The sequence below is a fragment of the Campylobacter sp. LR264d genome (genome assembly GCF_008633895.1).
Taxonomy (GTDB): domain Bacteria; phylum Campylobacterota; class Campylobacteria; order Campylobacterales; family Campylobacteraceae; genus Campylobacter_D.
Genome location: NZ_VJNT01000010.1, coordinates 92,905 through 112,907 on the forward strand (window position 1 = coordinate 92,905; position 20,003 = coordinate 112,907).

The following is a 20,003-nucleotide window of genomic DNA, read 5'->3' on the forward strand; positions in this document are numbered from 1 at the left end:
TTATAAGACTACTCAAATTCCTTAAAATCAATAATAAAATTTTTAAGCAATAATCCGTCGCTTTTACATTTAATAGCTGTTTTAATGGCGTTTAAATCATTTGCTAAAAATAAAGTTTTTGTATCAAAGAGGTAAAACTGGGCTATTTTACTAAGTTTTTTACTTAATTTTTTATCATCACTTATTATAAATTCAATATTTAAAGCATTGCAAAGAATAGCCTCATTAATATTTTTAACATAGATTGCACATTTAATATTAAGAGTCTTTGCTAGTAAAAGTTTTTTTTCATCAAAGCTAAAACAATTGATTTTTTCCTTATCAAAATCCTTTTGAAAAAAAATAAATTCATCACTTTTTATAAGTTTATGTCCAAAAATAAGCATCTTACATCCATTCTATAACTTGACTTAATTCACTTGTTACAAAACATTTTAAGCCCATGTCTTGTAAAGGTTTTACTGGAATTATAGCATTTTTAAATTTTTGCATACTGGCTTCTTTTAAGCGAATATCAAGGCTAAAAACATCTCTAATTTCACCATTTAAGCTAAGTTCTCCTATAAAAACGCTATCCTTGCTTAGTGGTCTATTTTTAAAGCTTGAAATTATCGCAGCCACCACGGCTAAGTCAGCGGCGGTTTCTGTAATTTTCACGCCTCCACTTACATTTATAAAAACATCATAATGACCCAAGGGGATATTAAGCTTTCTTTCAAGTAAGGCTATAAGCATATCTAGCCTATTTTTTTCATAGCCCGTGCTACTTCGTTTAGGATAAGAACTTTCACAAACAAGGGCTTGAATTTCTAAGATTAACGCCCTACTTCCTTCCATAACAACGCCTAAGGCACTACCTGAAACTGCCTTTCCTCTTGTAAAAAAACGTTTTGCTATGTTTTTTGCAGATATTAAGCCCTTTGAACTCATTTCAAAAATTCCTACCTCGCTAGTTCCTCCAAAGCGATTTTTAAAGCCACGAAGTAAGCGAATTTCTCGGTTTGCATCGCCTTCAAAGTAAAGTACCACATCAACCATATGTTCTAAAACTCTTGGTCCTGCAATGCTACCATCCTTTGTGATATGTCCTATTATAAAAGTAGAAATATTTTCTGCCTTGCTTAAACGCATTAATTCAAAGGTTATCTCTCTAACCTGACTTATGCTACCAGCAACTGAACTTATCTTGTTAGAATAAATTGTTTGAATTGAATCAACTATTAAAATTTCATACTTATTTTTATGAAGTTCTTCTAGGATATTTTCTAAGCAAAGTTCAGTTAAAAGATACAAATTTTCAGTATTTGCATCAAGTCTATCAGCACGGAGTTTAATTTGAGATTTACTTTCTTCCCCACTTACATAAAGTACTTTTTTTCCATTTTTAGCTAAATTTGATGCTATTTTAAGCAAAAGCGTGGATTTACCAACACCGGGGCTACCACCTATTAAAACTAAAGAACCTTCTACTAAGCCACCACCTAAAACTATGTTAAGCTCGTCATCTTCTGTGCTTATTCTACTAAAATTTTCTAATTCTATATCTTTTATGCAAACTGCCACACTAGGCTTTAAGCTTGCATTTGCGATTTCTTTTAAAACTTGAATTTGGGCTTGATTTAATTCTACAAAACTATCCCAAGCACCACAATCAGGGCACTTTCCTAGCCATTTGCTTTGCTGATTGCCACAGGCTTCGCATTCAAAAATAACCTTTTTAGCCATAACTTTCCATTTTTACACTAATTTTAAAAATTTTAACATAAATTATTTAATATAAATTTTCATCTAAGTTTTATTTAATAATATAAAAGTATAATCTTTATTACAAAATTAAAATAAAAAAACGGATGGTAAATGAGTAAAATTTTAAAAGTAGCTCTAATTCAATTTTCACCGATATCTTACGACAGAAAAGCCAATCTTAAAAAATCATTAAATTTAGCAAAAAACGCACTTGAAGACGGGGCAAAAATCGTTCTTTTTCCTGAGCTTTTTGATAGTGGTTATTGTATTGAGGATAGGGATAAAGAATTCGGGCTTGATTTTAGCAAAAATGAAATTTTTTCTAAGCTTTTAGAACTTGCTAAAACATATAAGGCTTATATGATAGCTTGTAGCATAGAAAAGGTAAAATCAAAGCTTTATGATACTGCCTATGTAATTGGCAAAAAAGGCATTTTAGGCAAATATAGAAAAATTTATCTTTGGGGCGATGAGATAAAAAGATTTAAAAGTGGAAATGAATATCCTGTTTTTAAGCTTAATTTTGATGAATTTAGTGTTAAGGTAGGTTTGCAAATTTGCTATGAGATAGGCTTTGGAGAGGGGGCTAGATTTTTAGCATTAAAGGGGGCTGAAATTCTTTGTTATATGGCTGCCTTTGGAAAAGCTAGAAACTATGTTTGGGACCTTGCTAGTAAGGTAAGAGCTCTTGAAAATGGGCAATTTATTCTAGCTTGCAATAGAAGTGGAAGCGAGATTTCAAAATTAAGTCAAGAAGAACTTTTATTTGCAGGAAATTCAAGGATAATTAATCCGAAAGGAGAAATTTTAGGAAAAATTACTCAAAAAGAAGGTGTGTTAATAAGGGAAATAGACTTAGAAGAAGTTGCTATTCAAAGGGAGAATTTGCCTTATCTTAAAGATATAGATTTAAAACTTAATAGCAAAATCTTAAAAAAAATTATCAAGGAGAAAAAATGGCTAAAAAAGAAATTTTAGTTGGTTATGGTGTAGATATTGATGCTGTTGCAGGTTGGCTTGGAAGTTACGGGGGCGAGGATTCTCCCGATGATATTTCAAGAGGTCTTTTTGCTGGTGAGATTGGAATTCCTAGACTTTTAAAACTCTTTAAAAAATACAAAATTAAAGCTACTTGGTTTTCTCCAGGGCATTCTATTGAAACTTTCCCTGAACAAATGCAAATGATAGTTGATGCAGGGCATGAAATAGGGGCACACGGATATTCTCATGAAAATCCTATAGCTATGAGTGCTAAGCAAGAAGAAGATGTGTTGCTTAAAAATATAGAATTGATAGAAAAATTAACAGGCAAAAAGCCAACTGGTTATGTAGCACCTTGGTGGGAATTTTCAAATATTACAAATGAGCTTTTATTAAAACATGGTATAAAATACGACCATAGTCTTATGCATAATGATTTTACTCCTTATTATGTAAGGGTTGGGGATAAATGGACTAAGATTGATTATAGTGGCGAGGCTAAGGATTGGATGAAACCTTTGATTAGAGGGGAAGAAACTGATTTAGTAGAAATTCCTGCTAATTGGTATTTAGATGATTTGCCTCCTATGATGTTTATTAAAAAATCTCCAAACAGCTTTGGTTTCATTTCTCCAAGAGATATTGGCAAAATGTGGATTGACCAGTTTGATTGGGTATATGAAAATATGGATTATGCAGTATTTCCTATGACAATTCACCCTGATGTAAGTGGCAGACCTCAGGTTTTATTAATGCATGAAAGAATCATTAAACATATAAATAAACATAGTGGCGTTAAATGGGTAACACTTGATACTATGGCTAATCATTTCTTAAAACACTTTCCTAGAAAATAAACTTTGCCCCTTTGGGCAAAGTGCTTTTTAATCACTAACTTAAAAATGTAATAAATTTATATAATATAGCAATATATTTAAATATAAAATTAAATTTTTTAAAATAAAAATGATACTTGTGTTATGATTTAAATTTGACTTTAAAATAATATAAAAGTATTAAAATTTAAAAAATCAGCCTATAAATAAAAATTTATAAAGGATATAAAATAATAAATATAAATTCTAGTTTAGATTATAGTCCTATTATCTCAAACACTCAAATTAAACAAGAAAATAATTTAGAAGTACAAAATCAATCAAATATTAAAGAACCTGATTATCGTGGTAAAAAATTAGATATAAATATTAGAATTTTAGGACCTTATAATAATATAGATGAAAAACAAATGCACTCTTTTAATATTTTTTTATGAAAGAAAATGAGTTAAAAGACCCTAATAAAATAGAAAAATCATCCTTTAAAAATATTCTTAGCAATGATTTTATAGGTTTAGATAGAGAAAAAACTAAATTACAAGCTTATGTTTCTATGCTATTAGTTTTAAACTTGATTCTAGTATAACACAAAAAGCAAATGATTTTATAAATGAATTTAATGAACTTATAAAAGAAGATTTAAGCCTTGATGAATTTAAAGAAAAATATCTTGATTTTAAACAAAGGCATGATGAATTTGTGCAAGAGTTTGAAGTGGCAATGGGAGATAATTTAGTTGTTAAAGATACTAAAAATTTCGTGCCTATACAAGCTAAAAGTACTCAAACTTACACAAGAGATAATTTAATAAAAGATTTTTTCTTAAATTTCTTAGAAAATGAAAAAAGCAAAGAAACAAGTATAATAGAACTTTTAGAAAATTTGCATAATATAGATGATTTTAAGATTGATATAAAAACTTAGGTTTATAAATAAAAATAAATTTTAAATTACAATCAAAGCACTTTGCAAAGATTTCAAAACGCTTCATTATGTACAAGGTTCATATTTAAATCACTTTCTTTATAGGCTGCTTTCATTTCGTTTTTTTCACCTATTGCGATAAGATTAAAAATGGTATAGCCATTTGGTTTTTTAAGTAAGTTGCAAATTTCTTCATCAGAGATCTCATATCACCCTATTCTATTTCGAATTTGTACCCAACAAGTACCAAGATTATATTATTCGGTAGCTAAAAGTATATATGTTGATACGATAGCCCCATCTTCTATCCAAAATCACTTTGCCTTTTATCAGCCGTTTTTACCATTACTACTATTACGCTATCAGCCCCATTGATTTGAGAACCACCAAATGTTTTACACTCACCTATTTTATAAATAATATCTTTATTTCTAACAACTACAAATTCCATGCCCTTATACCCAAAAGAAGTTGACGTGCTAAGTGCTATTTATATAATATCATTTATAATATAATTATCAATTCGCGTATTTTTATAGCTTCTTATAGAATGTTTTTTTAATGCAAGTGCAAATAAGTTATTTTTCATTTGATTTTTCCTTTTTAAAATTTTATCGCAAATGATAAATTTTAAAGTATAAAGATTAATAAGCTAAAAGACTTAAAATCAAAATTCAAAGATTTAGAAATGTCAAGTAAAAATTTTGATTTTTTCTTTGGGGCTATGATTGGGGTATAACAACCATTATTATACCTGTCCCATATGCTAAAAAACTGATTTTTAGAACTAAAATATTCGCCATGACTTAGGTCAAGTGCTTGTAAATAATTACCCTTGTGATTTATAATTACTATAAAATCTGGATAACGTGGGTCATCTTATATTTTTAATAAAATAAGAATATTTAAAAGCTGATTTAAAATTTCTTTATTGGTTTTATAAGAATTACTTTTAAAACCTAATTTTTTAGATATATCTTTTAATTCTGCAAAACTTAGCTTATCTGTGTATAAATCTTTTGAATTTATCATTTGTAAAATATCAAGTTCGCTAAAAGTGCTATTATCAATTAAATTAAAAATAGTAGTTAATGACGTAGCACCGCAACTTTCTTCATAATTTTACCTTATCACCCTTTCATTTTTAATTTCTTGATAAGATTTAACGATAAAATCAGCTTTTAAAAGATTAATACTTATAAAAAAAATATAATAAAATATACTTTCAACCTACACCTTTTAATCCTTGATATCTATGCTTTGTTGAATTTCTTTTAATCTTTGTAACATCTCCTTCCTTGCCCTATCTATTTCTTCAAAGATTAAACTTAAAGGGTCCTTATCAATGCTGGTTTCATCTTTTTTATATTTATCTTGTTGTTCTTTAACAAAGACGCTAAATTCTTGCTTAAATTTAGAAATATCAGTATTTGACATAATATCATTTAATTTAATTTGAGCTTGTGTATCATTAATATCAATTATAAAAATTCCTTGGGCTTGTACCCAAGACTTTAAATTTGTCTCATCTATACTTTTGTCATGTCCTGTAAGCTTTCCTGTGATTGTTATTTCACTTTCTATAACGCTGTAATTTGCCTATTAACCCTATTAAAAGCCCACCTTTGTTATGTATCGCCATTTATATATTTTGTGGCAGTGAAATCAAAAAGCCGACATTTAAATATTCTTTACCACCACTATTATTATTTAATATTTGACTTAGGCTTGAAGTATTGAAAAATAAAGAATTTATAAGTTTATTTTCCTTATTGTTGTAATTATATAAAAGGTCTGCACTTGTAAATTCTTTATTGCTATAAATTTGTGTAACTTCAAGAGTTTTTGTGTTATACTCATAACCTTGTGGAAAATTAGAAATATCATTAAGTGTAAAACTATCCTTTGAATTTAATACATCCTCGCCTACAATACTATAAGCATATTATAAGCATTACCTATTGTTTTAGCTATATCTACTTTTATAGAATCTATAAAAAGGTGCTTTTGTTTGAGTCTTTGCCCTTACTATGCTTTCCATGGTTGAAGAATGAAATTTTATATCACTTGAGATATTTGCAACCTCGTTAAAATCACTTGTAAAATATCCATCCTTATCCACTTCCATAACCTAAACTTTCACTTACTGATTGTGATTTATCAGTTACTAAATTTGAATTTTAGTATTTTATGAATTTAAGGCTACGCTTTGGCTTGAATCTTTTAAACCTTTGCTTTGCGTATTTAAATTAATATTTAAACTAGTATTATAATTTTGATAGTTCGAAGTTAACATATTACAGCTCTATTTATTAAATTAAAACTCATATATTTCTTAAAAGAAAATTTATATAATACACTAGTACTAAGTTGTTAAAATTCTATTTAAATCATTTTTAACTCTTAATAGAAACATCATTAGCAACATAGCCCTTAATAGCAGCATTTCTTATTTTATAAACACTTCCATTAGAATTTAAATCAACAACTATCCCACTATTTGAAAAAGTATATTGTGGTATCCCAAAAGCACCAACAGATATAGTTTTTGTAGCAGTAATAGCTAAATACTGATGTTGTCTTGGGTCTGCTATATCAACAAATTCATTAAATCCTTGTTTATTTGTATAAGAAGAACAAGTCGAATAACCATATCCACACATTACACCATTACTAACTTCGTTATCTATATCAGGAAGAATTACTACACCGATTTGTGCTATAAAACCACCAAAACCTGAATTTGCATTTTGAAAAAGTACAGGATTTGAAATATTATAACCACCCTTAATCTCTTTCATCTTTTCATAACTAAGTTTTTTAACCCCTAGTGAGTTATCACTTACTGTCCCGTTTGTAATCTTTGCTAAAAAATCATCTGCTAAAGCAAACATTGAAACCAAACTACTTAAAATAGCCACACTAATAAATTTTTTCATCTTTTCCACTTTAAACTAAAATTTATTAAATCCTAACACAATAATCGTACTTATTTTAAAAAATTTAATCTTTTTATTAAATATGCTTATATCTTGTATAAATTTGTTATATTTTTAAAATTTTTTCCATAAGCTTAAGGCAAATATAGAATCAAGGTTGCAGAACTTCCACCTATGCTAGCATTTACAGACATAGCAGTATTAGAATTTAAGCTATAGGTTGAATATAGAAAAGGTAGGAATTGACCTTAATTCTGAGTTTTGTACCCCATTAATCTTTTGTTTATTTTGAAATCTTTGTTCAGCTCCTAAATCTAAGGTAATTTTTGGGCTTAAAACTATGAATAAATCTCCACCTATATAAAAACTATTTCCGTATTCAACGCTAGCAAAATCAAACTTTCTTTTTGCATTGTATCCAAAACCAGTATAAACGCTATAAACAACTGGGTCGCTGTATTCTCTTAAAGTCCTTTGTATGCTTTGAGATTTTAAATAAAAATTCTTTGTTTCATCTACTGCCTTTTCTCTTTGCATTAAGGCTGATTAAAAGGTAAGCCGTGGAATGAAGTCTGCAACACTATCAAAGGTGTATATAAAACCTAGCCATAATGAATCAAATTTAAAGGAATTTTCACTTGAATAATCATTTGTATAAAAATACGTATATTCTTGCCTTATATAACTTCCACCACCTGATATTAATATATCAAATTTAGAATGCAAGATAGAAACAAAACTTTGATTTAAGCTTAATTGCTTAGTATCATTCCAAATAGTAGGATCTCCACTTACTGTAATATTTAGATAAAAATAATAAGAATTTGCATTTCCTGTACTAAGAAGTAATAAATTTGTTATACTTCTTAAGCCTATTTGCTTTTTAAAAAGAGAAACAATGCTTAATTCATCACTTGCAAAAAGTAGATTAAATGCAAAAATAGAACTTAAAAATATTTTAAAATTTCTCATTATTACTACATAAAAGTTTGATTTTTAGAAAAAAATCAAGTTTATAAAAATTTAAAAAGAAGTCAATGTTTTATAACTTTGTATATTTTTTAAATGTATAAATTTGGAAACTACTTTTAAAACAAATTACAAATAAATTACAAAAAATAAAAATTTTTTATGTTATAATTTAATTAGTTTAAAAATTATTTTAAGGATAAAAAAATAAAAAAAATTTCTTAGTGCGACTATTTTAAGTAGCTTGGTTTTAGTATCTGCTTTAGCAGATGATTTTTTAGCAAAGATTACAAATGGGACAGTAAGTAATAACTCGCCAGGTATTAAAAAGCTTAGTTATGAAGAGATGAAAGAGATTAAGGGTGGGTATTATGGAACATTATACTAATGTGGTACAACTTCATGTTACGCTCTTGCAAATCGCACAAAATCATTTAATACTATGTCATATAGAGAGAATATAGAATGGAACGCTTTAACCAATGGAGATTTATATTTATTTGTTGGATTTATGGCTAAAAATAATTGGACAATATCAAAGTCAGGGCACAAATACAACTATTTTACTTATGATGCAATAATTTATGATTTAAGAACTGGACGCATACATAAACAATAAAAACAAGTTTTAAATAATAATTTAATAATTAGACAACTAAGCATTCAGTATAAAAATCAATTTGATAAATATTTTGGTGGTTTAAAATAAACATGTTTATACCGATTTGACATAAAATTAATTTATTAAAAAAGAGATTAAGATGATAAATAACATAAATCATACAAATTTAAATTATCAAACTAACATGCAATATGCAAAAGAAGAAAATTTAAACACTGATACCTTAAATCAATCTTCAAATTTAGTAAACAATAAATCACAAACTGTAAGTGAAATTTAGGCTTTGGAGTAGATAGTCAAGGATATTTTACAAGTGATTTTAATGAAAGTACAGGAATCCCAAGTGATTATAAAAATTTATGCTAAGGATATACAAGAATATGTAAACATTATTAGCCAAAAGAGTTCTATTAATAATGCTTTTTTTACAAGTATTGATATAAACAAAACCTTATCTAACGCATATAAGCTGTTTTTACAGCTTATATCTGATGATGAAAATACAAAATTAAGCAAAGAAGTACTTGAAAATATTCCTAAATACTTTCAATATGATACTCAAAATTTTAATATAACAAAAATATATGAAAATAAAAATGAACTTATGAATGTTACAAAATCAAAAGAAGATAGATGCAATTTTAAAATTGAAGCTTCAATAAATTTTGATATTGAAAATAATCAAAGCATAAGTAAGGGCGATGCGTTAGTGCTTTTTATTAAAAATTTGGATAAAGAAATTAATGCAAGTTATCATATAACCCAAGGAGATACTATTATAATAGGTAAATAAACGGACTTGATAAAATAAAAGTCTTAGGTCAATTTTTAGACGAACATTCTATAACAGAAGTTGGCAATAGTGAAATTTTCAGACAAGTTTTGCTTATGTCTATGACAATGAATGATATTGAAGAATTTAAGAAAGAATGGTTAAAATTAGAAGAATTAAATAATAAAACCTTACAAGAAAAGCAAAATACTCAAATTAATAACGATATACTTAGTAATGAAAATAATGAAAATGAGTCTAAAAATAATAACTTTCACGCCCATACAAAGCAAAAGTAAAAACACTCAAACTTACACAAAAGATAATATAGCTAAAAATTTTTTCTTAAATTTCTTAGAAGTTGAAAAAATAAGGGAACAAGCATAATAAAACTTTTAGAAAAATTGCATAATGTAAAAAATTTTAAAATTGATATAAAAACTTAAACTCTAACCTTAAAGGTTAGAGTAAAGATTACTCGACTTCAGCGTCGATTACATCATCATCTTTTTTATTTTGTTTAGATGTGTCTGCTTGATTATTGTCATCTTTTTTATACATAGATTCAGCTAACTTATGAGAATAATCGCTTAAAGTTTTCATTTTGCTTTCAATCTCTTCTTTTGTAGCATTTTCATTTTTAAGTGTTTCTTTAAGCTCATCTAATGCCTTTTGGATATTTTGCTTATCTTCACTAGGTACCTTTTCACCAAGCTCACTTAAAGATTTTTCTACTTGATGTGCTAAACTATCAGCTTGGTTTCTAGCATCAACTGTTTCCTTGCGTTTTTTATCCTCTTCTTTGTGAATTTCAGCATCCTTTACCATTCTATTAATCTCTTCATCGCTTAATCCACTTGAACCTGTGATTTTAATCTCTTGTGCCTTACCTGTAGCATTATCCTTTGCTGACACGGTTAAAATTCCATTTGCATCAATATCAAAGGTAACATTAATTTGTGGTGCACCTCTTGGAGCTGGTGGAATGCCATCTAAATTGAAATTTCCTAAGGATTTATTATCCCTACTAAATTCTCTTTCACCTTGTAAAACATTGATAGTAACTGCACTTTGATTATCCTCAGCGGTTGAAAAAGTTTGTTCTTTTTTAGTAGGAATAGTAGTACCCTTTTCAATAATCTTAGTCATAACCCCACCTAATGTTTCAATACCAAGCGAAAGTGGCGTAACATCAAGTAAAAGCACATCCTTAACATCACCCTTAATTACCGCACCTTGAATAGCAGCACCAATGGCTACTACTTCGTCAGGATTAACTGATTTATTAAGGTCTTTTCCAAAAGTTTTTTTAACCTCTTCTTGTACTAGAGGAACGCGTGTAGAACCCCCTACCATAACGATTTCTTTAATATCGCCCTTATTAAGCCCGGCATCTTTTACAACCTCATTAATCTTTGTAATTGTTTCTTTAACCAAATTTTCAATCATTGATTCAAATTTAGCCCTTGTAAGCTTTTTAACAAGGTGTTTAGGACCACTTGCATCGGCTGTTATATAAGGTAGATTTATGTCTGTTTCTTGAGCTGAGCTTAACTCTTTTTTAGCATTTTCTGCTGCTTCTTTAAGCCTTTGCATAGCCATAAAATCGCCCTTTATATCCATGCCAGTATCGTTTTTAAACTCAGATGCTAAAAAGTCTATTAATTTATTATCAAAGTCATCGCCTCCTAAAAACGCATTACCTCCAGTTGCAAGTACCTCTACTACATTATCCCCTGTTTCAAGCACGGTAACATCAAAGGTACCACCTCCTAAATCATAAACTACGATTTTTTCACTTTCTTTTTTATCAAGCCCATAAGCAAGGGCTGCTGCTGTTGGTTCGTTTATAATACGCAAAACATTAAGCCCTGCAATTTGCCCTGCTTCTTTTGTAGCCTTTCTTTGAGCATCATTAAAATACGCAGGAACGGTTATAACTGCATCTATTACCTTATCTCCTAAAAAGGCTTCAGCATCTTCTTTAAGTTTCATTAAAACCTTAGCTGAAATTTCTTGAGGAGTATAAATTTTACCTGCAATCTCAATAGCACAAGCACCATTTCTATCAGTAATATGATAAGGCAATCTATCCTTTGCTTCCTTAGCTGCTTCTTCATTAATCATCAAGCCCATAATTCTTTTAATAGAATAAATAGTCTTTTCAGGATTTGTAACAGCTTGTCTTTTGGCACTATCGCCTACTAAAATTTCACCCTTATCAGTAAAAGCAACTACAGAAGGTGTTGTATTTTTACCTTCTTTATTTGGTATAACCTTGCTTTCACCCCTTTCATAAACAGAAACACAAGAATTTGTTGTTCCTAAGTCTATGCCTATAACTTTACTCATTTTTTATCCTTTTTATTGAATTTATTTTGCAACACTAACTTTTGTAGGTCTAATCACACGCTGTGCAATTGTATAACCCTTTTGTAAGGACTCAATTATCTCACCACTTTTATGATTTTCACTCGCAATATGATACATAGCCTCGTGTAAATCAGGGTTAAATTCCTTTGAGTCATCTATAGCCTTAATCCCATGTTTTTCAAGTTTTTTTAAAAATAATTCTAAAGTAATCTCAACTCCTTCTTTGATTTTTTTACTAATCTCATCATTAGCCTCTACGCGAATAGCTGCTTCTAATGCGTCAATTACTTCAAGCAAATCCCTAGCAAAGCTTTCATTTGCATAAATTAAAGCGTTTTGCTTTTCCTTTTCCATTCTTTTTTTAATGTTTTCAAATTCAGCATTTGCCCTCATGTACTTATCACGCAAATCATTAAGTTCTTTTTGTAAAATCTCCTCCTTGTGCATTTGAAGTTCTTGTGCACCTTCTTCTAAATTTTCATCCTTTTGCGTATCTTGTGAATTGACTTCTTCGCTCACGCTACCTCCTTTAATTGATTTAATATCTTTTTATAATCTGTATAAACACTACCTGCTAATATAATATTTGCATTCTTTCCTAAAAATTTAGTATCTATTTTAAGACCCATAAAGCCTTCTTTAAAAAGTGGTTCAAATTCTATATTTTTTGTAAAATAACGATTAATTCCACTATCTAAAAGCCTTACAAAATCATCATTTTTATATATTTGATAAGCCCTTTCTTCATTACTTCTAAACATAAGTAAATTTTGCTTTAAGCTATCAATTTTTTCTACTAATTCAAAAAATTTTAATCTTAATGCTAAGGCTTCAAGACTAAATAAATCAAAGCCTATTAATGTTTTTAAAAATTTAAAGGCTTCATCTTGATATTTTAAGGCTATTTCACTTTCTTCAAAGTCCAAAATTATAAATTTATTATTTAAGCTAAATAATTCCTTAAAGATTATATCCCTGCCTGCATAAACTAGACAATAAATTTCAAATTTCTTACTTAAATCATATAAAAAATCTATATTCTTAATATCTAATTCAAACATAGTATCAAGGTTATTTTCCCAGTAATTTTGCATAGTTAAAATGGTAGGAATTCGCCCACTACTTAAATGAATCTTACTTAAAATTCCCTCATCGCTTAATTGTTTAAGATAAACGCGAATTGTAGAAGCTGGTATGCAAAGGGTGGAATTTAACTCATTTGAACCTATAGGAACATTATCAAGCAAATAGGTTTGAATTATAGATTCTAAAATCAAATCCCTTTTATTTCTACTTTTCATTAAGCTTTATCCTTTAAATTTAGCACTCCTTTCTTAAAGTGCTAACAGCATTATATAACATTGAGTGTTAATTTGTCAAGTATAATTATAAAAAATTTCACTTAATTTTATTTAGTCTTATAAACTCAATTTAAATTAGTATATATTTATAAAGTATTAAAAAACTTAAAAAAATATTTAAAAGCTGTAATTTTGTAATAAATTTACAATGAAATTTAAAATTTAATGCTTATTTTAAGTTTAGTTAAAGTATAATTATACTTTATTTAAAAATCACAAGGTAGATTAATGACTAAAAAACGAGCATGGACCATATTTAGAATTATAGTACCAACAATTTTATCTTTGTTTTTACTTACAATTTTACTAGAACATACTTCATTCTTAACGCTTTTTACCGGAATTTGTATATTTTTATTTGCAATGACTCTTTTACAAGAAAGCTTTAAAATATTATCTGGTGGAATTTTAGACCAGTTTTTAGACAAGGTAGCAAATACGAATTTTAAATCTTTCATTTTTGCCTTTGTGCTAACTACCTTTGTGCAATCTAGTGGTCTTGTTTCAGTTATTGCCATTTCTTTTTTAAGTGCTAGTTTGATTACTCTAAGTTCTGGCGTGGCAATGATTTATGGGGTGAATTTATCCACAGCTCTTAGTGCTTGGATTATGAGTTTTTTCGGTGTTAAATCTCAAATTTCACTTTATGCAATGCCTTTAATAGTCTTTGGGGTCTTATTTTTCATAAATAAACACAAAAAAGTAAAGGGACTGGGCTTATTTTTATTATCACTTGGCTTTTTATTTTTAGGCATTTCTTATATGAAAGAAGGTTTTGAAAATTTCAAAGAAAGCATTGATATTTCTCAATTTCAAATGCAAGGCTTTTTAGGGCTTATAGTTTATGTCTTAATAGGCTTTTTTATCACGACCCTAACCCAATCATCTCACGCTACCCTAACCCTAGCAATAGTTGCCTTAAATGCTGGTGAAATTTCTTATGAAAACTCAATAGCCATAGTAATAGGGGCAAATGTGGGAAGTACCATTATGACCGTTATTGGTTCCTTAAATTCAAATATTGAGGGTAAAAAACTTACTGCAACGCATGTATTTTTTAATATAGCTGTTGCACTTTTAGCCATTGTTTTCTTTAAATATTATCTTTGGATGACTGAAGTGGGGGCTGAACTTGTAGGCATTGCAAGTGATGATTTAGTATTAAAACTTTCATTATTTGCTACTATTTTTAACATTATAGGCGTGGTTATTTTCTATCCTTTTATATCTCAAATGTGTACCTTTTTAAATAAAATAATAAAGGTAAATCCTAGAAAATCACATATCGAACAACCAGTTTATCTTACTGAAAGTGCCTTAGAATTTAGCGATAGTGCCTTAGAGGTTTTATATCTTGAAAGTAAGCATTTGTTTAAAAATACTACAAATTTAGTATCAAGGGCAATTAGTTTAAATTCGGGTGATATTTACACAGAAGAAAATGTTGATGAGTTAATATCTCGTAGGAATCGCCCTATTGAGATGAATTTTGACGAAGAATATCAAAACAAATTTAAAGGAATTTATTCTAATATCTTAGAATTTGCAGTGGATGCAAGTGCTTTAAGTGATGATTCTGAAATAAGTGCTGAATTTATGGATTTAAGAAGGGCAAATTTATTTATGGCAACAGCTATAAAATCAGCCCAAACCTTGCAAATAAATATTATAAAATATGCCTTTTCTACAAACGAGGTTATAAAAAATGAGTATGATGGGATTAGAAAAAATCTATTAAGGACACTTAGATTAGCCCAAGCACTCATTGAAGCACAAGATAATGAAGGGGTTAAGGAGTTGATTGAAGAACTTAATTATAATGTTAAAAAATATGATTCTATATCATCAAGTTCTCTTGATTCTCACATTAGATATAATAGAATCACCGATACAATAGCAAGTTCTATTATGAATGATATGGCACTAGCAAAAAGTATAGCAAATGATTTAACGCATTCTAGTGAAATTTTAGTTTATCACATGAATGATAAATTAGGCGATTCATCTCAAAAATTAATAGATGAAGAAATACATAAAGATTAAGGGTTTAAAATGAGTGATTTTGATTTTTCTAAGCTTACAAATAGGCTTAATACAAATTCTTTAAAATTCAATGTCTTAGATAACGAACTTCCTATGTGGGTTGCAGATATGGACTTTGAAAGTGCACCAGAAGTTGTAAAGACAATAGTAGATTGTGCAAAAAGTGGGCTTTATGGCTATAAAATCGTAAATGATGAATTTTATCAAAGCATTATAGATTGGTGGAAAAAAAGGCATAATTTAGAATTAAAAAAAGAATATATTTGTTTTGTTTATGGAGTTGTTCCTGCTATTTGTTCGATTATTAAAGCATTTAGTAAGAAAAATGATTTTATTTTAGTACAAAGCCCAGTTTATGGGACCTTTTATAAGTGTATTAAGGCTAATAATAGAAAGGTGCTTGAAAATCCACTAATTTATAAAAATAATGCTTACAAGATAGATTTTAAAGATCTTGAAAAAAAACTAAAACACTCAAAAACTAAAATAATGATACTTTGTAACCCTCACAATCCAATAGGTAAAATTTGGCAAAGACAGGATTTAGAAAAAATCGCTACACTTTGTAAAAAATATAAGGTTTTAGTGATAAGTGATGAAATTCATTGTGATATAACTCAAGATAGTTATACTCCCTTTGCTAGCATAGATAATCATAACTCAATTACTCTAATCTCGCCTAGCAAGGCCTTTAATCTAGCAAGTATACATAGTGCAAGTGCCTTTACTGCAAATCCACATTTAAAAAGAAAGATATATATTGCCTTTAATGCCGATAAAATCGCTGATGTTGGTGCTTTTAGCGTTGAGGCTAGTATTTGTGCTTATAAGCAAGAAGAATGGCTAAATGCCTTAAATGAAGTGATTACTAAAAATAAAAACTATGCTAAAATTTATATAAAAATGCACACTCCGTTAAAGGTAGTACCTTCAAATGCTACTTATTTACTATGGGTTGATTGTTCAACAATTTGCAAGGATACTACGAATTTTGCCACGTTTTTAAGAGAAAAAACAGGTCTTTTTATATCAAAGGGTATTGATTTTGGTAAAAATGGAAAAAGCTTTATACGCATAAATATAGCCACTCAAAAAGAAAGATTACAAGATGGCTTAAAAAGGCTTGTAAGAGGGGTTGAGTTGTATTGTAATGAAAATAATATCAATATCAAAGAACTTAACTAAAATTTTAAAGCCTTTAATCTAAGCGAATTTAATACAACAGTTATTGAACTACAACACATAGCAAGGGCAGCAATATGAGGGCTTAGCGTAATAAAAGGCAAAGCCCCTGCTGCTATAGGTATACAACAAGTATTATAAATAAAGGCCCAGAAAAGATTTTCTTTAATGATAGTTTTTGTTTTATTTGCAAGTTTAAAAGCAAATATAACTAATCTTAAATCATCTTTCATTAATATAAAATCACCTGATTTTTGAGCTAACTCACTTGCTTTTGCAAAACTCATACTAGCATTTGCACTACTTAAACAGGCCGCATCATTTATACCATCGCCTATAAATAAAACTTCTTTTTTGCATTTTTGTAAAAAATTTAGCTTATCATCAGGACTTAATTTTGAGTAAAATTCTTTAATGCCAAGTTCCTTAGCAATCTTACTTACGCTTTTTTCATTATCTCCACTTAAAATAATGCTTGAAATTTTTTTATTATATAAATAAGAAATTAATTCTTTTGCCCCTTGTTTAATGGAATTTTCAAAACAAAGTCCACCAAGACAAAGCTTATTTTTTGCAAAATAAAGCTGGGTTGGTGCCCTTTCTTCAAATTCATTTAAAAAAGTTCTTGTTTTATCAATATTTATATAATTTTCTTGCAAAAAATCAGCATTCCCACTTATATAAATTTCGCCTTCTTCACTATATTTTATACCCTTTGCTAATAAAACCTCACTTTCTCCTAAAAGTTTATTTTCCTTAATACCTGCCTTTTTAACAATAGCCTTTGCAATAGGGTGAAAACTTTGGCTTTCAATTTGTGCTAATTTATTAAAATCTTCATCGCTTAAATTGTGCTTAAAAATATTTAAATCATTAGTGGTTAGGGTACCTGTTTTATCAAAAAGAACGAGTTTTATACTGCTTAAAAGTTCTAGGGCTACTGGATTTTTAATGAGTATAAAATTGCGAGCACCTTTGCTAAAGGCTAAACTTAAAGCTATAGGCGTTGCAAGTCCTAACGCACAAGGACAAGATATTAAAAGCGTGGCACATGCATGAAGTAAGGCTAAGTTTAAATTTACCTTTATAAGCCAAAAAATAAAGACACAAAGGGCGATTATTATAATGCTACCAACAAAATAAGCTGAAATTTTATCTACTAATTTTGTTAATGGCGTTTTAATACTACTAGCCTTAAAAACTAAGTCTTTTAGCCTTTCAAGCGTACTATCCATGGCCTTTTTACTAGCCCTAATGTGTAAATTTCCATTTATTAAAATACTACCAGCTTCGATTTTATCATTTTCTTTTTTTAAAACTGGCAAAAATTCCCCATTTAAAAAACTCATATCAATTTGTGCTTGACCCTTTAAAATAACGCCGTCAACGCACACACACTGACCTTCTTTTACTAAAATTTCATCCCCTATATTGACAAAAGAACTTAAACTTTCTTTAAATTCATTGTTTTTATCAAGCACTAGAGTTTTATTTGCGTTTATTTTATTTAAGTTATTTTGATAAGTACTTGCCCTTTGTTTAATGCTTTCTTCAATAACCTTACCTAAAAGAACAAAGCTAATAATCATAGCCCCGCCACTAAAATAAAGTTGAGAATTTTCACCAAATAAGCCAAAATAAGCCATTAAAGAATACAAAAAAGCACTTAAACTTCCTAGTACTATCAAAGTATTCATATCTAAATTTTTATTTTTAACACCTAAAAAAGCGTGTTTAAAAAAATCTTTTCCACAATAAAAAATCACAAACATACTTAAAATTCCCTGTATCAAAGCAGAAAATTCACCACTTACAAACATTTCAAAATACATTATTAAAATGCTTAAAGTAAAACTTAAAAAAAGCTTGAATTTAAGCTTTTTCAGTTCTTTTTGCTTGAATTTATTAAGTCCAAATTCATCTTCTAAAATTTCATAACCAAGGCTTATGATTTTATTTTTTATGGTATTAATAATATTTTCATCCCTTAGCAAAAAAACACCACTTGAATTTATATAAGAAACACTGGCATTTTCAACACCATCAATCTTCTTACATACCTTTTCAATGCCGTTACTACAATTAGTACAAGTCATTTTGCCAATTTTAAGACGAAGTTCTTTCATTATAAACGCTCTAAAAGTTCAAATCCTAACTCTTTAATCTCTTTGCACAATTTTTCTATATCATTTTCGCTAATCTCAACATTTAAAATTTTATCTTCTAAATTTATATCAATCTTACCAAAATCATCTTCTAAGCTATTTTTGATAAGATTAACGCAGTTTTGGCAATTTACCTTTGCTACCTTAAATTTCATTTTTACTCCTTAATGGTTGTATGGTGCAATGCCCTATTTCAAAGTCGTGTAAAAGCTCTCTTGAAAGTTCTTTTGCCAAAGTTTCAAACTCATCAAGGCTTTTAAGATGTACCCTTAAATACATAGTTGCAATAAGCATTTTATACGTAATTTGACTAATGTGTAAATCTAAAATTTCACTAACTTCTCTATGGCTTAAAATCTTTTTTTCAACCTCTTTTGTATTAATAGGAGAGGCCTCAAGCAAGACATTTACACTTTCTTTAAGTAAAATTATAGCCCATCTAAGCAATAAAAGCGATAAAATAAGTGCTAAAATTGTATCAATATAGACAAAATTTGTAAAATATACAATCACCCCACCTATACACACAAACAAAGAACCTAATAAATCGCTTAGCATGTGTAAAAAAGCCGATTTCATGTTTATATTTTTTAAATTGGCACCCCTTAGCATCATAAAGGCATTAATAGCATTTACCAAAAGGCCAATAAGTGCGATTATCATTAAGCTTTTTGCATCAATACTAACAGGATATAAAAGCTTAATAATAGCTTCATAAATGATATAAATTGCAGAAACTATAATGGTTAGTGAATTTATAAAGGCTACTAAAATTTCAAGGCGAAAATATCCAAAACTTTTTTCTTTATTATGCAATTTTTGTATGGCAAATATAGCTAAAAGGCTCATTGACAGGGCAAAAACATCAGAAAACATATGCAAGGTATCACTAAGCAGGGCAAGTGAATTTAATAAAAGGGCATAAATAAATTGAACTATCATCATTGAAAAGGTCATAATTAATGATATTAATAAAATTTTTTTATCCATTTTTCTTGCGTCATGATTATGGTTATGTGTGTGAGTATGTTTGTATTCGTGCTTACAAGAACTATCAATTAATGGTGTATGAAGTAAAATTTCTGGCATA

23 protein-coding genes and 2 pseudogenes are annotated in these 20,003 nt (G+C 28.6%); 11 read left to right on the forward strand and 14 right to left on the reverse strand.

What is annotated here, in order from left to right; genetic code table 11:
• Positions 1–8: 8 nt before the first annotated feature.
• Together FMM56_RS02265 and radA are read right to left on the reverse strand one after the other, a co-directional pair.
• Positions 9–386 (reverse strand): hypothetical protein, encoded by a 378-nt coding sequence (locus tag FMM56_RS02265; protein ID WP_150141028.1) that lies wholly within the window; start codon positions 384–386, stop codon positions 9–11.
• Between the two features lies 1 nt (position 387).
• Positions 388–1,725, reverse strand: a complete 1,338-nt coding sequence (radA, locus tag FMM56_RS02270; RefSeq protein ID WP_150141030.1) for a DNA repair protein RadA — start codon at positions 1,723–1,725, stop codon at positions 388–390.
• 132 nt (positions 1,726–1,857) lie between these two features.
• On the opposite strand from radA, the gene FMM56_RS02275 reads away from it, so the two are divergent.
• The 4 genes from FMM56_RS02275 (at position 1,858) to FMM56_RS02285 (ending at position 4,487) form a co-directional block, all read left to right on the forward strand.
• The gene (locus FMM56_RS02275) at positions 1,858–2,724 is read left to right on the forward strand and encodes a carbon-nitrogen hydrolase family protein (RefSeq protein WP_150207656.1); all 867 of its coding nucleotides are present in this window, start codon (positions 1,858–1,860) and stop codon (positions 2,722–2,724) included.
• Positions 2,703–3,584: a polysaccharide deacetylase family protein gene (locus tag FMM56_RS02280; RefSeq protein ID WP_150141034.1), complete on the forward strand. Its 882-nt coding sequence runs from the start codon at positions 2,703–2,705 to the stop codon at positions 3,582–3,584. Before FMM56_RS02275 ends, FMM56_RS02280 begins: the two co-directional genes overlap by 22 nt.
• A gap of 412 nt (positions 3,585–3,996) precedes the next feature.
• Positions 3,997–4,149: a hypothetical protein gene (locus FMM56_RS08650; protein ID WP_190317957.1), complete on the forward strand. Its 153-nt coding sequence runs from the start codon at positions 3,997–3,999 to the stop codon at positions 4,147–4,149.
• Between the two features lie 113 nt (positions 4,150–4,262).
• Positions 4,263–4,487, forward strand: a complete 225-nt coding sequence (locus tag FMM56_RS02285; protein ID WP_150141036.1) for a hypothetical protein — start codon at positions 4,263–4,265, stop codon at positions 4,485–4,487.
• Positions 4,488–4,791: 304 nt separating this feature from the next.
• Here FMM56_RS02285 and FMM56_RS08655 read toward each other — a convergent pair whose 3' ends face one another.
• The 6 genes and pseudogenes from FMM56_RS08655 to FMM56_RS02305 all read right to left on the reverse strand — a co-directional run bounded on the left by FMM56_RS08655 (position 4,792) and on the right by FMM56_RS02305 (position 8,398).
• Positions 4,792–4,938 (reverse strand): hypothetical protein, encoded by a 147-nt coding sequence (locus FMM56_RS08655; RefSeq protein ID WP_190318968.1) that lies wholly within the window; start codon positions 4,936–4,938, stop codon positions 4,792–4,794.
• Positions 4,939–5,117: 179 nt separating this feature from the next.
• A pseudogene (locus FMM56_RS02290) lies at positions 5,118–5,708 on the reverse strand (cysteine peptidase family C39 domain-containing protein).
• A gap of 18 nt (positions 5,709–5,726) precedes the next feature.
• On the reverse strand, positions 5,727–5,924 hold the full coding sequence (locus FMM56_RS02295; RefSeq protein ID WP_150207658.1) for a nitric oxide synthase oxygenase: 198 nt from the start codon (positions 5,922–5,924) through the stop codon (positions 5,727–5,729).
• A 529-nt stretch (positions 5,925–6,453) separates the two neighbouring features.
• On the reverse strand, positions 6,454–6,615 hold the full coding sequence (locus tag FMM56_RS08660) for a hypothetical protein (RefSeq protein ID WP_190317959.1): 162 nt from the start codon (positions 6,613–6,615) through the stop codon (positions 6,454–6,456).
• A 268-nt stretch (positions 6,616–6,883) separates the two neighbouring features.
• The gene (locus FMM56_RS02300; protein WP_150207661.1) at positions 6,884–7,426 is read right to left on the reverse strand and encodes a hypothetical protein; all 543 of its coding nucleotides are present in this window, start codon (positions 7,424–7,426) and stop codon (positions 6,884–6,886) included.
• Between the two features lie 114 nt (positions 7,427–7,540).
• Positions 7,541–8,398: pseudogene (locus FMM56_RS02305) on the reverse strand (hypothetical protein).
• Between the two features lie 241 nt (positions 8,399–8,639).
• On the opposite strand from FMM56_RS02305, the gene FMM56_RS08885 reads away from it, so the two are divergent.
• The 5 genes from FMM56_RS08885 to FMM56_RS02320 all read left to right on the forward strand — a co-directional run bounded on the left by FMM56_RS08885 (position 8,640) and on the right by FMM56_RS02320 (position 10,088).
• The gene (locus FMM56_RS08885) at positions 8,640–8,783 is read left to right on the forward strand and encodes a hypothetical protein (RefSeq protein ID WP_190317961.1); all 144 of its coding nucleotides are present in this window, start codon (positions 8,640–8,642) and stop codon (positions 8,781–8,783) included.
• Positions 8,784–8,837: 54 nt separating this feature from the next.
• Positions 8,838–9,014 (forward strand): hypothetical protein, encoded by a 177-nt coding sequence (locus tag FMM56_RS08890; protein WP_223811460.1) that lies wholly within the window; start codon positions 8,838–8,840, stop codon positions 9,012–9,014.
• Positions 9,015–9,156: 142 nt separating this feature from the next.
• On the forward strand, positions 9,157–9,297 hold the full coding sequence (locus FMM56_RS08665) for a hypothetical protein (RefSeq protein ID WP_190319008.1): 141 nt from the start codon (positions 9,157–9,159) through the stop codon (positions 9,295–9,297).
• Positions 9,298–9,339: 42 nt separating this feature from the next.
• The gene (locus FMM56_RS02315; protein WP_150141044.1) at positions 9,340–9,810 is read left to right on the forward strand and encodes a hypothetical protein; all 471 of its coding nucleotides are present in this window, start codon (positions 9,340–9,342) and stop codon (positions 9,808–9,810) included.
• A 95-nt stretch (positions 9,811–9,905) separates the two neighbouring features.
• Positions 9,906–10,088, forward strand: a complete 183-nt coding sequence (locus FMM56_RS02320) for a hypothetical protein (protein WP_150141046.1) — start codon at positions 9,906–9,908, stop codon at positions 10,086–10,088.
• A gap of 175 nt (positions 10,089–10,263) precedes the next feature.
• Here the strand turns inward: FMM56_RS02320 and dnaK are convergent, their stop codons facing one another.
• The 3 genes from dnaK to FMM56_RS02335 are packed head-to-tail and all read right to left on the reverse strand — an operon-like array spanning position 10,264 to position 13,463.
• Positions 10,264–12,141 carry a molecular chaperone DnaK gene (gene dnaK, locus FMM56_RS02325; protein WP_150141048.1) on the reverse strand — a complete coding sequence of 626 codons (1,878 nt, stop codon included), beginning with the start codon at positions 12,139–12,141 and terminating at the stop codon, positions 10,264–10,266.
• A 21-nt stretch (positions 12,142–12,162) separates the two neighbouring features.
• Positions 12,163–12,681, reverse strand: a complete 519-nt coding sequence (gene grpE, locus FMM56_RS02330; protein WP_150141050.1) for a nucleotide exchange factor GrpE — start codon at positions 12,679–12,681, stop codon at positions 12,163–12,165.
• Positions 12,678–13,463, reverse strand: a complete 786-nt coding sequence (locus tag FMM56_RS02335; protein WP_150141052.1) for an HrcA family transcriptional regulator — start codon at positions 13,461–13,463, stop codon at positions 12,678–12,680. The genes grpE and FMM56_RS02335 overlap by 4 nt, the downstream gene beginning before the upstream one ends.
• 288 nt (positions 13,464–13,751) lie before the next feature.
• On the opposite strand from FMM56_RS02335, the gene FMM56_RS02340 reads away from it, so the two are divergent.
• On the forward strand, positions 13,752–15,566 hold the full coding sequence (locus FMM56_RS02340) for a Na/Pi cotransporter family protein (RefSeq protein ID WP_150151911.1): 1,815 nt from the start codon (positions 13,752–13,754) through the stop codon (positions 15,564–15,566).
• A gap of 9 nt (positions 15,567–15,575) precedes the next feature.
• Positions 15,576–16,751: a MalY/PatB family protein gene (locus tag FMM56_RS02345; protein WP_150207663.1), complete on the forward strand. Its 1,176-nt coding sequence runs from the start codon at positions 15,576–15,578 to the stop codon at positions 16,749–16,751.
• Here FMM56_RS02345 and FMM56_RS02350 read toward each other — a convergent pair.
• From FMM56_RS02350 to FMM56_RS02360, 3 genes are read right to left on the reverse strand one after another with little or no spacing between them, the layout of a single operon-like run.
• Entirely contained in the window at positions 16,748–18,874 is a 2,127-nt protein-coding gene (locus FMM56_RS02350; protein ID WP_150207665.1) for a heavy metal translocating P-type ATPase, read from the reverse strand. The two genes, FMM56_RS02345 and FMM56_RS02350, sit on opposite strands and share 4 nt — an antisense overlap.
• Positions 18,874–19,068 (reverse strand): heavy-metal-associated domain-containing protein, encoded by a 195-nt coding sequence (locus FMM56_RS02355; protein ID WP_150141060.1) that lies wholly within the window; start codon positions 19,066–19,068, stop codon positions 18,874–18,876. Before FMM56_RS02355 ends, FMM56_RS02350 begins: the two co-directional genes overlap by 1 nt.
• Positions 19,058–20,002 (reverse strand): cation diffusion facilitator family transporter, encoded by a 945-nt coding sequence (locus tag FMM56_RS02360; RefSeq protein WP_150151903.1) that lies wholly within the window; start codon positions 20,000–20,002, stop codon positions 19,058–19,060. Before FMM56_RS02360 ends, FMM56_RS02355 begins: the two co-directional genes overlap by 11 nt.
• Position 20,003: the final 1 nt, after the last annotated feature.

Coding starts and splice junctions, on each gene's coding strand:
- FMM56_RS02265 (WP_150141028.1), bottom strand. CDS start 386: ATGCTTATTTTTGGACATAAACTTATAAAAAGTGATGAATTTATTTTT.
- radA (WP_150141030.1), bottom strand. CDS start 1,725: ATGGCTAAAAAGGTTATTTTTGAATGCGAAGCCTGTGGCAATCAGCAA.
- FMM56_RS02275 (WP_150207656.1), top strand. CDS start 1,858: ATGAGTAAAATTTTAAAAGTAGCTCTAATTCAATTTTCACCGATATCT.
- FMM56_RS02280 (WP_150141034.1), top strand. CDS start 2,703: ATGGCTAAAAAAGAAATTTTAGTTGGTTATGGTGTAGATATTGATGCT.
- FMM56_RS08650 (WP_190317957.1), top strand. CDS start 3,997: ATGAAAGAAAATGAGTTAAAAGACCCTAATAAAATAGAAAAATCATCC.
- FMM56_RS08655 (WP_190318968.1), bottom strand. CDS start 4,938: ATGGAATTTGTAGTTGTTAGAAATAAAGATATTATTTATAAAATAGGT.
- FMM56_RS02295 (WP_150207658.1), bottom strand. CDS start 5,924: ATGTCAAATACTGATATTTCTAAATTTAAGCAAGAATTTAGCGTCTTT.
- FMM56_RS08660 (WP_190317959.1), bottom strand. CDS start 6,615: ATGGAAGTGGATAAGGATGGATATTTTACAAGTGATTTTAACGAGGTT.
- FMM56_RS02300 (WP_150207661.1), bottom strand. CDS start 7,426: ATGAAAAAATTTATTAGTGTGGCTATTTTAAGTAGTTTGGTTTCAATG.
- FMM56_RS08890 (WP_223811460.1), top strand. CDS start 8,838: ATGTCATATAGAGAGAATATAGAATGGAACGCTTTAACCAATGGAGAT.
- FMM56_RS08665 (WP_190319008.1), top strand. CDS start 9,157: ATGATAAATAACATAAATCATACAAATTTAAATTATCAAACTAACATG.
- FMM56_RS02315 (WP_150141044.1), top strand. CDS start 9,340: ATGAAAGTACAGGAATCCCAAGTGATTATAAAAATTTATGCTAAGGAT.
- FMM56_RS02320 (WP_150141046.1), top strand. CDS start 9,906: ATGTCTATGACAATGAATGATATTGAAGAATTTAAGAAAGAATGGTTA.
- dnaK (WP_150141048.1), bottom strand. CDS start 12,141: ATGAGTAAAGTTATAGGCATAGACTTAGGAACAACAAATTCTTGTGTT.
- FMM56_RS02335 (WP_150141052.1), bottom strand. CDS start 13,463: ATGAAAAGTAGAAATAAAAGGGATTTGATTTTAGAATCTATAATTCAA.
- FMM56_RS02340 (WP_150151911.1), top strand. CDS start 13,752: ATGACTAAAAAACGAGCATGGACCATATTTAGAATTATAGTACCAACA.
- FMM56_RS02345 (WP_150207663.1), top strand. CDS start 15,576: ATGAGTGATTTTGATTTTTCTAAGCTTACAAATAGGCTTAATACAAAT.
- FMM56_RS02350 (WP_150207665.1), bottom strand. CDS start 18,874: ATGAAAGAACTTCGTCTTAAAATTGGCAAAATGACTTGTACTAATTGT.
- FMM56_RS02355 (WP_150141060.1), bottom strand. CDS start 19,068: ATGAAATTTAAGGTAGCAAAGGTAAATTGCCAAAACTGCGTTAATCTT.
- FMM56_RS02360 (WP_150151903.1), bottom strand. CDS start 20,002: ATGCCAGAAATTTTACTTCATACACCATTAATTGATAGTTCTTGTAAG.